Source organism: Rhizobium sp. AN80A (assembly GCF_030053015.1).
Lineage (GTDB): Bacteria > Pseudomonadota > Alphaproteobacteria > Rhizobiales > Rhizobiaceae > Rhizobium > Rhizobium metallidurans.
Genome location: NZ_JASJPX010000002.1, coordinates 380,550 through 394,011, shown reverse-complemented (window position 1 = coordinate 394,011; position 13,462 = coordinate 380,550). Strand labels below are relative to the sequence as shown.

Below are 13,462 nucleotides of genomic sequence, written 5' to 3'. Positions count from 1 at the left end.
GTTACTTTAGAGTTGTCGCAGGGGTTTGCCGGGTCTGTAGGAAGTTTGTCGCAGGATTTTTCAAAACCGGTACATTGAGAATGATGTTCTGGCGGCCGTGGGACGCCAGAAACGTCCGCGAAAACGCAACCTGACGGGAAAATGCCGGACGCTTTTAGATCGCCCGGCATAGTGTATTCACGCAGTGTTGGAAGTCGCGGTAGGCTGCCTCTCGTCACCTAACTATGCGAGAAGAGGCACCAGCGCTCCAACGCTCGCCTTTGCGTCCCCATAGAACATCCGTGTGTTGTCCTTGTAGAAGAGCGGGTTCTCAATGCCGGAATAACCGGTGCCCTGTCCACGCTTGGAGACGAAGACCTGCTTGGCCTTCCAGACTTCGAGAACCGGCATGCCCGCGATCGGCGAGTTCGGATCTTCCTGCGCGGCCGGATTGACGATGTCGTTGGAGCCGATGACGATGACGACATCGGTCTCGGGGAAGTCGTCGTTGATCTCGTCCATTTCGAGCACGATGTCGTAGGGCACCTTGGCTTCGGCGAGCAGCACGTTCATGTGGCCCGGCAGACGTCCTGCGACCGGATGGATCGCGAAGCGCACGGTCTTGCCGCCGGCCCGCAGCTTGCGGGTAAGCTCGGACACCGCCTGCTGCGCCTGCGCGACCGCCATGCCGTAGCCCGGCACGATGACGACGCTATCGGCATCGTTGAGCGCGGACGCCACGCCTTCGGCGTCGATGGCGACCTGTTCGCCCTCGATTTCCATGGCAGGACCGGTCGTCGTGCCGAAGCCGCCGAGAATGACCGAGACGAACGAGCGGTTCATCGCCTTGCACATGATGTACGACAGGATCGCACCGGACGAGCCGACCAGCGCGCCGGTGACGATTAGGAGATCGTTGCCAAGCGTGAAGCCGATGGCGGCGGCCGCCCAGCCGGAATAGCTGTTCAGCATCGACACCACGACCGGCATGTCGGCGCCGCCGATGCCCATGATCAGGTGGTAGCCGATGAAGAAGGCGAGCAGCGTCATCAGGATGAGCGTCCAGACGCCAGCATCGTTGGCGTACATCAGGAGCAGGATCAGCGACAGGATCGCGGCGGCGGCATTGAGAAAATGCCCGCCCGGCAGCTTCCTGGCCTTGCCGTCGACCTTGCCGGCCAGCTTGCCGAAGGCAACGACCGAGCCGGTGAAGGTGATCGCACCGATGAAGACGCCGAGGAAGACCTCGACCTTCATGATCGCGAGCTCGACCGGGGTTTTGTGCGCGAGAATGCCGGCGAAACCATCGAGCGCTGCGCGTGCTACCTCATCGATGCCGGAAACGCGCCATGCTTCGATGTGGGCGTTGTAGCCGATGAAGACGGCGGCGAGGCCGACGAAGGAGTGGAGCGCGGCCACAAGCTGCGGCATCTCGGTCATCTGTACGCGGTTGGCCACGTAGTAGCCGGCGATGGAGCCGGCCAGGATCATCGGAAGAATGATGAACCAGTTGCTGACACCGGGGCCGAAAATGGTCGCGACAATGGCGAGCGCCATGCCGACAATGCCGTACCAAGCGGCGCGCTTGGCGCTTTCCTGGCCCGACAGGCCGCCGAGCGAGAGGATGAAAAGCACAGCCGCGGAGATATAGGCGGCCGAAACGATACCAATCGTCATATTGAAAATCCCTTGATATCCCTGGCCCGATCAGGACTTCTGGAACATGGCGAGCATGCGCCGCGTGACAAGAAAACCGCCCACGATGTTGATCGTCGCGACCAGAACCGACAGAGCGGCCAGGATGACGACCAGCCAGTTGCCCGAACCGACCTGCAGCAGCGCGCCGAGAATGACGATGCCCGAGATCGCGTTGGTCACCGCCATCAGCGGCGTATGCAGCGAGTGCGAGACGTTCCAGATCACCTGGAAACCGATGAAGCAGGCGAGCATGAAGACCACGAAATGGTTCATGAAGCTCGCCGGGGCATAAGCGCCGACCAGGAGCAGCAGCGCGGTGCCGATCAAAAGCAGGAAGCCCTGGCTCTTGGTCTGCGCCTTGAAGGCGGCCGCCTCGCGGGCCTTCTTTTCCTCAGCCGTCGGCTCCTTGGTCTTTTCCCTTGGCTTCTGGGCGGCGATCGCCTGGATCTTCGGCGGCGGTGGTGGATAGGTCACCGCGCCCTCGAAGGCGACGGTTGCGCCACGGATGACGTCGTCTTCCATGTTGTGGACGAGCTTGCCATCCTTGGCGGGCGTCAGGTCCGTCATCATGTGGCGGATATTGGTCGAATAGAGCGTCGATGCCTGCGCGGCCATGCGGCTCGGAAAATCCGTGTAGCCGATGACGATCACGCCGTTGTCGGAGACGATCTTTTGGTCGGCGACCGTCAGGTCACAGTTGCCGCCACGCTCCGCCGCAAGGTCGATAATGACCGAACCCGGCTTCATCAGCGCCACCATGTCTGATAGCCACAGCTTCGGCGCATCGCGGCCGGGGATCAGGGCAGTGGTGATGACGATATCGATCTCGGGCGCCAGTTCGCGGAACTTTTCCAGCTGCTTTTCGCGGAACTCCGGCGAGGACGGTGCTGCATAACCGCCGGTCGCTGCGCCGTCTTGGCTGTCGCCCTTGAAGTCGAGGAAGACGAATTCGGCCCCCATGCTTTCGATCTGCTCGGCCACTTCTGGGCGAACGTCGAAGGCGTAGGTGATGGCGCCGAGCGAAGTAGCCGTGCCGATCGCGGCAAGTCCGGCGACACCGGCGCCGATGACCAGCACCTTTGCCGGCGGAACCTTGCCGGCGGCCGTGACCTGGCCGGTGAAGAAGCGGCCGAAATTGTTGCCTGCCTCGATGACGGCACGATAGCCGGCGATGTTGGCCATCGACGAAAGCGCGTCCATCTTCTGCGCGCGAGAAATACGCGGCACCATGTCCATGGCGATGACGTTGGCACCGGTTGCCTTGGCCTGCTCCAGCAGCGTGGCGTTTTGCCCCGGATAAAAGAACGAAATCAGCGTCTGACCGGCACGCAGGCGCTCCAGTTCCCGCGGTTCGGGAGGGCGCACCTTGGCGATGATATCGGCTTGTTCAAACAGGGCCTCGGCTGTTTCGACAACCTCCACTCCTGCCGCGCGATAGGCTTTGTCGGAAAAGCCGGCCAGAGAGCCGGCGCTAGCCTCGATCAGACAGATATAACCCAGCTTCTGCAGTTGCGACGCCGATTCCGGTGTCATCGCCACGCGCGATTCGCCGGCTAAAAGCTCCTTCGGAGCTCCAATTTTCAATGTCATGTTTATTGTACCCCTAACGGCGACCGGGTCGCGCTTATTCATTGCACGGCGTTTATGGCCGAGGCTGATCAACCAAAGACGTCAATACCTGTCCAGTACTGGAAATCGCGAATCCGGGCATTTCTGTCGTTCCATGAATCTGCTAATCGATTTTAATTTTAATTGCCACTGGATGCAGGTGCGACAAAAGATAGCGAGAGCGTGGCATCTCACTCAAAAACAATTGCAATCCCAAGGCCGCAGCGAATGGGCCCCATCGAGATTGAAGTCAGTAACCTGGGGCTTTCACGCGTGGCGGCCCTTCGCCGACAAAGGTAAGAAGCAACTTAGCTGTCCCGACGTGAACACGACCGCCTGGGATCTCTTTGACATCGCATGGTGGAGAAGACGTAGCGGGCTGGACCACAGTCGCGCGATCCGGAAGCGACCCTTCTTCGATTTGTTATCAAAGCTGCAGCAACTCATTTTCTACTTGCCATAGGTCGGTGACCTCGACTGACATCCACTCGATTCATATCGACCGAGCTTCGAAAGCTGAAGGCTTATTCGGCATGTTTGGATGAATGATCATGGACGCGCCAATGGGAAGCGCGGGAGCCCCTATGGCGACTTCATGCCGACAGTAGACATTGCACCTCTCACGACTTGTTGACTCACATACGGCTGAACAATAACCTGCGAGCTCAGTCGTTAGGCTTGTCCTCAGATGACGGATCTATCTCTTCAGCGGCGCCTTGCCGCCATCGTCGTTGCCGATGTGGTGGGATATTCTCGCCTGATGGAGGCTGATGAAGTCGCGACGGTGGAGAACCTCAGGGTACTCCGTTCCGGCGCTATCGAACCGGCCGCGATGCGCCACAACGGTCGCATTTTCAAGGTCATGGGCGACGGATTTTTCATCGAATTCGCAAGCGCGTTGGACGCGGTCGCCGCGGCGTTGGAGATACAGCGGGCCACTGCCGCTGTTGAACTGGTTGGAGACCGCCGCCTGCCTTTGCGCATAGGCGTCAATGTGGGAGATGTCATCGGCGACGGCTCGGACATCCTCGGCGACGGCGTAAACGTCGCCGCGCGCCTTCAGACGCAGGCCGCATCGGGAGGCATCTGCATTTCAGCCGGCGTCCACGGCGAAATCGTCGGCAAAATCAACGAGCGGTTCTTCGATGCCGGCGAACGCTACCTGAAGAACCTGACCCGCCCGGTCCACGTGTGGCATTGGCCGGATGCGCTGCAGAGCATATTGCAACTCCCCGAAGGGCCCTCGATCGCCGTATTGCCGTTCACCAATATGAGCGGAGATGATGCTGACGCTCATTTTGTCGACGGCTTGACGGAAGACTTGATCACCGACCTGTCCCGTACGGCCGGCCTGTTCGTTATCGCGCGCAATTCCGCCTATGTTTACAAGGGCAAAGCGGTCGACGTACGGCTGGTCGCCCAGGAACTCGGCGTCCGCTACGTGCTTGAGGGAAGCGCCAGACGCACGATGGGGCGTGTGCGCATCAACGCGCAATTGTTCGACGCGCTTGGCGGCAAGCACCTGTGGGCCGACCGGTTTGACAGGACGGTCGAAGATGTTTTCGAGCTGCAGGACGAAGTCAATGCCAAGATCGTCGAAGCCCTCGTCGGCCGGCTGACCGCTCCGGCGCAACGCAATCGTCCGAAGAACGTCGAGGCATACGATCTGTGTGTCCGCGCCCGCCTCCTGACGGAAGAGTCGCCGCAAACCGAGCGCGAGGCTTACATGTTGCTCCAGCGCGCGGTTCAGCTCGAACCATCATATGCCGAGGCGCTCGGTCTGCTCGCATATAATCGTTGGCTTGCCTGGACTCATTTCGGCGAGCCGGAAGATCCAAACCGGGCGATGGCAGTGACGCTGGCGCAGGAAGCGGTCGACATGGATCCCAACGATGCCGACTGCCGTTACATTCTGGGGACCATCATGGCTTATGAGCGGCGATGGGAGGAATCCGAGACAGCCTTCGCAAAGGCCCTGGAGTTGGACCCCAACCACGCCGACACCTGGGCTGCCATGTCGGACATGTCCGTGCTGGATGGCAAGGTTGCCGCCGGCTTGGCGCAGATCGAAAAGGCCCTGCGGCTTAATCCCTATCCAGCCTGCTGGTACCTTTGCCATCTTGGACAGGCGCAATACGCCGCACACGACTATCAGGCGGCGAAAGCCACACTCCGCAGGGAGGAGACATATCGCACCAACTCACGCAAATTCCTGGCCGCTACGCTTGCGCAGTTGGGCGACCATGAGGAAGCGCACCGAGAAGCGGAATTGTTCCTGATCGCCCACCCTCATTTCACGATCGACCACTGGTTAAACTCCCAGCCGCTGCGCGACACATATGTGCGGGACCACTTCGTCGATGGCTTCCGGAAAGCTGGCTTGCCGGAGAGGTGAACGCACCAGATCGTCGGGGGTGGGATCGCGTATTTCAGCAAGCAAAGCCACTGCCGACCGACTGGGGTAGCGATGGGAGCACACCGCCCCCATCACTTGGCTAGCCTCGTCAGTCCACCACGACAACTTCATGGTGGGGGATGGCGTCGACAACGAAGGTCACGTAGTTACCGTCGGTCTTTCCTTCCACGGCCTTCCCACGAACACGCAGGTCGATCTTCGCGGACGCCTTCTCGATGCGAAGGCGGACAGTGACCGGACCGATCGGAACGAGGTCATATTGTCTTCCTGGGACGTTCGAGAGCAGAATCCTGTTGTTCAGGTGAAGGATCTTGCGGCCTCCCTGACGGTAGAGCTCAGCAATGATGACACCGTGGGTACCCGACAGCGCCACCTTTCGTTCGTCGCCGATCGCGTAATTCACTGCGTTGGCAATGATCAGCGCGAGGTCGGGATTGGCGTCACGCCCATAGCAACGGTCCAAGTCGGCCGCGGCTTGCCGCCGTTGGACGTGGTTTTGATGGTGATGGCCGGAGTGTTTGATTTTGGTTCTCGCACCCAAGACGTTTCCGGCGGAAAGATCGGGAAGTCCGAAATGAAGGTTGCCAGCACCTCGGTCGATGCATCCACTTCAACCGTGGGAAGGAAGCCGCCGAATGGGACCATGTTGGTCTCCTCGAGGCCCCGGAAAATAGGATTGCGCTAACGCTCGGTGATCGAAGTTTTAGGTCTGCATCCCCGGCAATGCCGGGTCATTTCTCGGTGAAAGTCAACAGCGAGGAGTCCGCATATCCGGTACAGTGATGGGAGTGAGGACTGTGGGGCCGCTTGAACGGATCGCAGTCTGACCTCGGAGACATCGCCACTGCAATTTCGCAAGCGCATTCTGGTATTGTGCATTGCAGCATAAGAGTATTGCCGCCAGTCTCTACGATTACATGAGGGCGATATTCATGACGAATCCAGTATTGCACAGTTGATTTTAACACTTATTGTCGCCGGTGACATTGCCCCTAGGGGGAGGCCCTGGATTTGACATCGCAGTTTACCGCGTAAGGCAAGCGATCGAGGAAATTGTGGACGAAGCCCTAAAGCACGGGATCGTGGTTGACACCGACCAAGGGTCCAGGAAAGTTCAATAGAACAAAGCGCCTCAAGGGCCAGCGGGTTTCGAGAGACATCAACCCTACTTGATCGGTATGTCCGATGCGAATTCCGCGAGATCTGGATAGAAGATCGCGGTCTGTATTTTTGCTGCACTACATTAGCCAAATTGCTTATGTAAGCACCGTTCTCAACTCGCCAATCTCGCGTTACGCTGTGCGTATGGAAATGAGACCCATACTCGCAAGGCTTAGGCCTGAAACTCAGTCGGAAAGTGTCGCCGATAAGCTTTGCGAGCTCGGGTTGGACATGCGTGGACTAAAACGCGAAACATCCGCTATGCTGCGCAAGGAGCATGAAAATATTTGCGCGGAGGGTTACTACAATCCAGCCTATGTCGCGATCCGCCTGTTCGTTTGGTATGTAACGGATAGCGGGAAGTTTGACGCAGCCAACCTTACCTCTCCAGGCGCGCTGAGCAGGTCGATCTCAACCGTGCGGCAATGGACTGCTTCTGATCCAGCACAGGCGGCTGCGATGGAAATAGAGGTCACTGCGTTGAAACTGTTTCTTTTTACTGCCTTCGAGAACGTCAACGTTCCCCGTTACGCGAAGCTAGCCGCTCAAGACCGCTTGATGAATGCCTGAGGATGGGCGGTAAGTGTTTAAGTGCGGCCTTTGTTGCGCTTGCTTTCGAGATGATGGCACCCGGATGACCCTTGCCAGATGAGAAGAACGTGGCCATTACCCTGTGATGGTGGCACTGTAGAAGGTGGTGCATGTCAGGTGAAACAGTTCTGGTCGTTGGTGGTGCAGGCTATATCGGCTCCCACACATGTCTCGATCTCGCCAACAAGGGCTTCAAGCCCGTCGTTTACGACAACTTCTCCAACGGGCACCGCGAGTTCGTCAAATGGGGTCCGGCAGAAGAAGGCGATATCAGGGACCGCGCGCGCCTCGACGAGGTTCTGGCCAAGCACAAGCCCGCAGCCATCCTGCACTTCGCGGCCCTGATCGAGGTGGGTGAATCCGTAAAAGACCCGGTCACCTTCTACGAAAACAACGTCATCGGCACGCTCACCTTGTTGGCAGCGGCCCAGGCAGCTGGCATCAAGGCTTTCGTTTTCTCCTCCACATGCGCGACCTATGGCCTGCCGCAGAGCGTGCCGCTGGATGAAACCCACCGCCAGGTGCCGATCAACCCCTACGGCCAGACGAAATACATCGTCGAGCAGGCGCTTGCCGACTACGACAAGTACACCGGCTTTCGCTCGGTCGTGCTGCGCTATTTCAACGCCGCCGGCGCCGATTTCGAAGGTCGTATCGGCGAGTGGCATCAGCCGGAAACCCACGCCATCCCGCTCGCGATCGACGCAGCACTCGGACGGCGCGACGGCTTCAAGGTGTTCGGCAGCGACTATGAGACCCGCGACGGAACCTGCGTGCGCGATTATATCCACGTGCTGGATCTTGCCGATGCACACGTCCGCGCCGTCGAGCACCTGCTGCGCGGCGGTGACTCGGTCGCGCTCAATCTCGGCACCGGCACCGGCACGACGGTTAAGGAACTGCTAGGCGCGATCGAAGACGTCTCCGCCAAGCCATTCCCCGTCGAATATGTCGGCCGCCGCGAAGGCGATCGCATACGCTGGTCGCCAACAACGACAAGGCACGCGAAGTGCTCGGCTGGGTGCCGCAGCATGATCTGTCCCAGATCATCAGCTCGGCCTGGAACTGGCATTCGAAATCCAACCATCACTGATTGGCTGTGACACGGCTCCCAGAGCGATCGAAGAAGCGCTCAAGCGCGCCGCACCAGCATCGATATGCGTCTTCTCAGCGGAACATCTACCATGGTGTAGACGACCGCAGACAGGCCAACAAGGAAGGCCGTTCCTCCGATCACGACACCAGCCTGCATTATCCATGGCAAGTTCTGCGCTTTTGCCACGTAGCCCAAGACTTGGACGATCGGATAGTGGAGCGCATACAGCGGGTAGGAGAGGTTACCGCCCCAGGTCGCGCACAGCCGAGCGCGGCTGCCGAGATCCGCATTCAAGCATGCAAAGACAATTGCGGGCATTATGATCATCACGATGATCATATCGGCTGCCACCCTGGAGAGGCCAAGCGTGGGCGTTAGGAGAATGGCGACCAAGACGACCATCGCCGGGAAAAACATGTTCCTGGGGGCGAATGAACGATACCGATAGATCAGCATGCCGATGGAAAATGACCAGATCACCCGCGGAAAGCCGAACCAAAAGCCACTTGTATTGAAACCAAAGTTTACGTCACCTCTACTGCTGATCCCAATCAATAGCCAAAGACCGCTTACCACAACGATCACGAGAAGAGACCACGGCGGCAGTCGAAGCCTTGTATAGACCGCGAAAGCAATGTTGGCGAAAACCTCAAAGAACAAGGACCACATCGGTGTGTTCAGCGGGAATACCGATTGCTCAAGTGTCGGCGTCTTGAAAAACGACGTCTGAAGGATCGGCATCAAGCTCAGACCAAAGATTAGCGCAATTGCTACATCGCTCAAATGCCGCGTCTGATCGGGATCGGGTCGCCCGAGCTGCGCGATCACAGAAATCATCATACCCACGACAATCAGCGGCATGAGCCTGATCCATCGCTTCCAAAAGAAGGTGCCTGTGGATAGCGTTCCATCCTCGAGCTGTTTCCCGTATGCGTTGGCGATGACGAAGCCGCTGAGGACAAAAAAGAAATCGACCGCGAGGTAGCCGTTTGGAGCGAGATAGGGAAGATCGAGACGAGAGTGGAAGTGTTTGAAAAGGACAGCGAGCGCGGCGACGCCCCTTAGTATGTCCAAACCTTCATATCGATGTCCTTTCGAGTCGCCTCGCTCGATTTCGCCACGCAGTCTGAGCCATTGCGTTTTGATGAGTGATTGCATCGGTTGATCTCCGGTCTATGAGGATCGGCGCTTGAGCCACCGCCAAGCGCTCAAAAATCCACCCTTCCAATTCTGAGCCGTCGTAACGGTTCAAATTCAGGGATGGCATTGTCGCCGCCGCAAGCCGATCCGCAGTCCAAATCTTCTTGAAAGAACCGGCTTTCACGCTGGAGTCGACTGAATCCGACAAGGGCGGGTTGTTGCCTCGTCTGGGATGAATGTTCCGTCAGGCTGTTACCCATTTGCGCGCCTCCAAGTTTCTGGATGTCAATCTTTGTCGTCATCTACGGCCGAACTCGTCGACGATACGGATGATGTCGTCCTCGCCGAGATAGGAGCCGGTCTGGACTTCGATCAGTTCGAGCAGGATCTTGCCCGGGTTGGCGAGGCGGTGGACTTCGCCAAGGGGTATGTAGACAGATCTCGTTTTCGCGCAGCATCTGCACGTTCTCGCCGATCGTCACTTCCGCCGTGCCCTTGACGACGATCCAGTGCTCGGAGCGATGATGGTGCTTCTGCAGCGACAGCTTCTTGCCCGGGGTGACGAAGATGCGCTTCACCTGGAAGCGGTCGCCGTTGAAGATCGAGGTGTAGCCGCCCCAGGGGCGGTAGGAGGTCGGGTGCGTCTCGGTGAGCTTCGATGTCGCCGGCCTGGAGGCCAGCATCTTGACGGTGGCGCCGACGTCCTGGCTGTCCTTGAGGTGGCCGACATAGACGGCATCCTCGCTGGCGATGACGGCGACGTCGTCCATGCCATTGACCGCGAGATGCACGCCGTGGGTCATGACCAGCGAGTTGCGGGTGTTGACGACGGTGGTGTTTTCGGCGGCGACATTGCCCTTTTCGTCAGGATTGCCGCTCTTCCATATCGCGTCCCAGCTGCCGAGATCAGACCATTGGAAGGGCGAGGGAACGACGGCTGCGTTCTTGGTCTTCTCCATGACCGCGTAATCGATCGAGATATCGGGGCTTTCAGCGAAGACCGCCTTGTCGAGGCGGATGAAGTCGAGATCCTTGATACCCTTGATGACGGCTTCGCCGGCGGCCTTGAGGACATCGGGGGCAAACGTGGTCATCTCGCTGAGCAGCTTGGCGACCGGGAACATGAACATGCCGGAGTTCCAGTAGAAACCGCCGGATGCCAGCATCTCCTCGGCTTTCGCGAGCGGTGGCTTCTCGATGAAGCGCTTGACCGTCAGCGCGCCACTCGGCAGCGCCTCGCCGCCTTCGATATAGCCATAGCCGGTTGCGGGTTCCGTCGGCTTGATGCCGAAGGTGACGAGCTTGCCCGAGGATGCGGCGGCGATCGCGGCGCGCACCGCGTCGAAGTAGACTTGGTCTGCATCGATCTCGTGATCCGAGGCGAGCACATGCATGATGGCGCTCTCGCCGAAGCGGTCACGCACCAGCGCGCCGGCTGCGGCAACGGCGGCGGCCGTGTTGCGGGCCATCGGCTCCAGAAGGATGCTCGACAGCGTCAGATCGAGTTCGCGGGCCTGTTCGGCGACGAGGAAGCGGAATTCCTCGTTGGTGATGACGATCGCCGGTTCATAGAGCGCCTTGTCGGAGACGCGCAGCAACGTGTCCTGAAAGAGGGTGGTATCGCCGATGAAGCGGATAAACTGCTTGGGGGCGGCGGCGCGCGACAGCGGCCACAGGCGCGTGCCCTTGCCGCCTGCCATGATTACCGGAACGATCTTCTGCGTCATCTGCATTGGTCCTCGAAATGGTCTTTAATCGTTGATCAGTTTGCGCTCGCCCAGGCGCGGATGCGCTTGAGACCGGCGGCAAGAAGGTCGGTGGCAGCGCTCTCCGTTTCCGCTTCCACATAGCAGCGCATCTCCGGCGCATTGCCCGATGGGCGGAAGTGGATGATGCGCTTGTCGGCAAGTGTCACCCGCAGGCCGTCGATGTCGCTGGTGCTGTCGACTTCTCCAATCGGCTGCAGGAAGTCGGAGAGATTGGCCGGGCTCGCGCGCAGATGCGCCATCAGTTTCGCGCTGGTCTCGACCGGGAAGTTCTCAAGTCGGTCGGCTGCGGCGAAGAGGAGTGCGTAGCCGGATGCGATTGAAGACAGCGGGCGCTTGTTTGCCGCCGCCTGCGCCAGCGTCGCCAGAACAGGCAGGAAGCAATCGCGGGTCGGCAGGGCCAGAAGCGTCGTGCCGTTGAGATTGAAATCGCTCGCCACCAACGTGCCGCCATTGGCCTCGAAGCCGACGACGCCGGTCTTGCCCGATGCCAGCGCCTCCTGCATGCCCGATATCACGAAGGGCGATCCGACGCGGGTGCGGATGACGCTGAACGAGCCTGATGCCTCGATGCCGGAGTTGGAGGTCACCGGTGTCACCACGGCGTCCGCGCCGAGGAAGTTGGCGGCGATCAGGCCAAGGAGGTCACCGCGCAGCGGGGTGCCTGTCTCATCTGACACCAGCGGCCGGTCGCCATCGCCATCGGCAGAAACGATGGCGTCGAGGCCATGATCGCGTGCCGCCTGTTTCAGCAGTGCAATGGTCTCTTCCGAGACGGCTTCGGTATCGACGGGAATGAAGTGTTCGGAGCGCGCGAACGCCTTGACCTCTCCGCCGAAGTGCTGGAGCAGGTCGACCATGAGATCGCGGGCGACGGTGCTGTGCTGGTAGACGCCGACTTTTAGGCCCGCGAGCGCATTGGCGGGTAGCAGGCTGGCGTTGCGTTTCGTGAAGAGAGCGAGACACTCGACCGACTGATCCTCGGCCTGCCGGTCACCCAGCGGCCATTCGAAACCCGTGCGATCAAGGTCTGCGGCGGCCGCCGTGATCGCGGCCTCGTCAGCCTTGTCGATCTCACCATCCGGCCGATAGAATTTGATGCCGTTGCGATCGGCTGGGATGTGGGAGCCGGTGATCATCAGCGAGGCGGCGCCGAGATGCAGGCCGTAAAGCGCCAGCGCCGGCGTCGGGATCGTGCCGCAATCGATCATCGCAAAGCCGAGCCTGCCGAGCGCCTTGATGCAATCGGCTGATATCTGAGGGCTGGAATCGCGGAAGTCGCGACCGACAAGGATCGGGTCTCCCGCCTTCGCCCGGCCGCTTTCGAGAAGATAGCGGCCAAACGCCGTCGCATAGAGTGCCGATGCCCGGCCCTTCAGATCCTCGGAAAGGCCTCGAAGCCCGCTTGTCCCAAATTTCATCACACACATAGACCCTGTAATGTGTGCGCCCATGTCCGGGTCCTCCAATCCCGGGCATGACACACGAACTCGAAACAACCCCTAGTGGATCTTCTGACGAACCCCCTCCCGCCAGATAAGGAACAGAACGCCTCCAATGTAGCCAACCTGCATAAGAAACATGCAAATAACGCTGTAGTATAACGTCAAAGTCACGGACCTGTAATGCAGATATGCGATTATAGAGAATCCAAAAGTAGCGCCGAATATCCTGAAGTAGATACCTGGTGCTCGCATTAACTGGATAAAGCGCGTCATTTTATTTCCAGTCATTGGCAATATTTCTCATGGTTAATCAAACAATGCAACACAATTGGAGAAGTGTCACCTAGTCCAAGGCGGAAATTCACCGGTCTCGCGACGAATATTTGACGCGCCGCAACATTCTGAGGCCCAGATTAGGCCGACGTCGCATATTCATCTTCTTATATTTAATCTATAATAATCAACATTTTAATGCGTGAGTCATCTTTCCTAGCGACAAGATCGCCTAGTAGACTGATGGGCCGAGGGAATTTTGGTTAGATATTTTGTCTCAAGTGCCAGA

The 13,462-nt window shown here is 59.0% G+C and carries 8 protein-coding genes and 2 pseudogenes; 3 read left to right on the top strand and 7 right to left on the bottom strand.

What is annotated here, in order from left to right:
- Nucleotides 1-222 precede the first annotated feature (222 nt).
- Together P3R82_RS08280 and P3R82_RS08275 are read right to left on the bottom strand one after the other, a co-directional pair.
- Nucleotides 223-1,656: an NAD(P)(+) transhydrogenase (Re/Si-specific) subunit beta gene (locus tag P3R82_RS08280; protein ID WP_112437124.1), complete on the bottom strand. Its 1,434-nt coding sequence runs from the start codon at nt 1,654-1,656 to the stop codon at nt 223-225.
- 30 nt (nt 1,657-1,686) lie between these two features.
- The gene (locus P3R82_RS08275; protein ID WP_112437136.1) at nt 1,687-3,261 is read right to left on the bottom strand and encodes a Re/Si-specific NAD(P)(+) transhydrogenase subunit alpha; all 1,575 of its coding nucleotides are present in this window, start codon (nt 3,259-3,261) and stop codon (nt 1,687-1,689) included.
- 712 nt (nt 3,262-3,973) lie between these two features.
- Here P3R82_RS08275 and P3R82_RS08270 point away from each other — a divergent pair.
- Nucleotides 3,974-5,680: an adenylate/guanylate cyclase domain-containing protein gene (locus P3R82_RS08270; protein ID WP_113177601.1), complete on the top strand. Its 1,707-nt coding sequence runs from the start codon at nt 3,974-3,976 to the stop codon at nt 5,678-5,680.
- A 109-nt stretch (nt 5,681-5,789) separates the two neighbouring features.
- Here the strand turns inward: P3R82_RS08270 and P3R82_RS08265 are convergent, their stop codons facing one another.
- Nucleotides 5,790-6,164 carry a hypothetical protein gene (locus tag P3R82_RS08265; protein ID WP_162718220.1) on the bottom strand — a complete coding sequence of 125 codons (375 nt, stop codon included), beginning with the start codon at nt 6,162-6,164 and terminating at the stop codon, nt 5,790-5,792.
- Entirely contained in the window at nt 6,119-6,346 is a 228-nt protein-coding gene (locus P3R82_RS08260) for a hypothetical protein (RefSeq protein ID WP_112437121.1), read from the bottom strand. Before P3R82_RS08260 ends, P3R82_RS08265 begins: the two co-directional genes overlap by 46 nt.
- 777 nt (nt 6,347-7,123) lie before the next feature.
- Here P3R82_RS08260 and P3R82_RS08255 point away from each other — a divergent pair.
- Entirely contained in the window at nt 7,124-7,432 is a 309-nt protein-coding gene (locus P3R82_RS08255; RefSeq protein WP_283193668.1) for a hypothetical protein, read from the top strand.
- A gap of 131 nt (nt 7,433-7,563) precedes the next feature.
- Nucleotides 7,564-8,546 (top strand): annotated as a pseudogene (gene galE, locus P3R82_RS08250) (UDP-glucose 4-epimerase GalE).
- Between the two features lie 39 nt (nt 8,547-8,585).
- Here galE and P3R82_RS08245 read toward each other — a convergent pair.
- From P3R82_RS08245 to P3R82_RS08235, 3 genes and pseudogenes are all read right to left on the bottom strand, one after another.
- Complete coding sequence (locus P3R82_RS08245; protein WP_112437119.1) at nt 8,586-9,707, bottom strand: acyltransferase; 1,122 nt, start codon at nt 9,705-9,707, stop codon at nt 8,586-8,588.
- A 280-nt stretch (nt 9,708-9,987) separates the two neighbouring features.
- Nucleotides 9,988-11,416: pseudogene (locus tag P3R82_RS08240) on the bottom strand (mannose-1-phosphate guanylyltransferase/mannose-6-phosphate isomerase).
- A 35-nt stretch (nt 11,417-11,451) separates the two neighbouring features.
- Nucleotides 11,452-12,876 carry a phosphomannomutase gene (locus P3R82_RS08235; RefSeq protein ID WP_283193667.1) on the bottom strand — a complete coding sequence of 475 codons (1,425 nt, stop codon included), beginning with the start codon at nt 12,874-12,876 and terminating at the stop codon, nt 11,452-11,454.
- Nucleotides 12,877-13,462 lie beyond the last annotated feature (586 nt).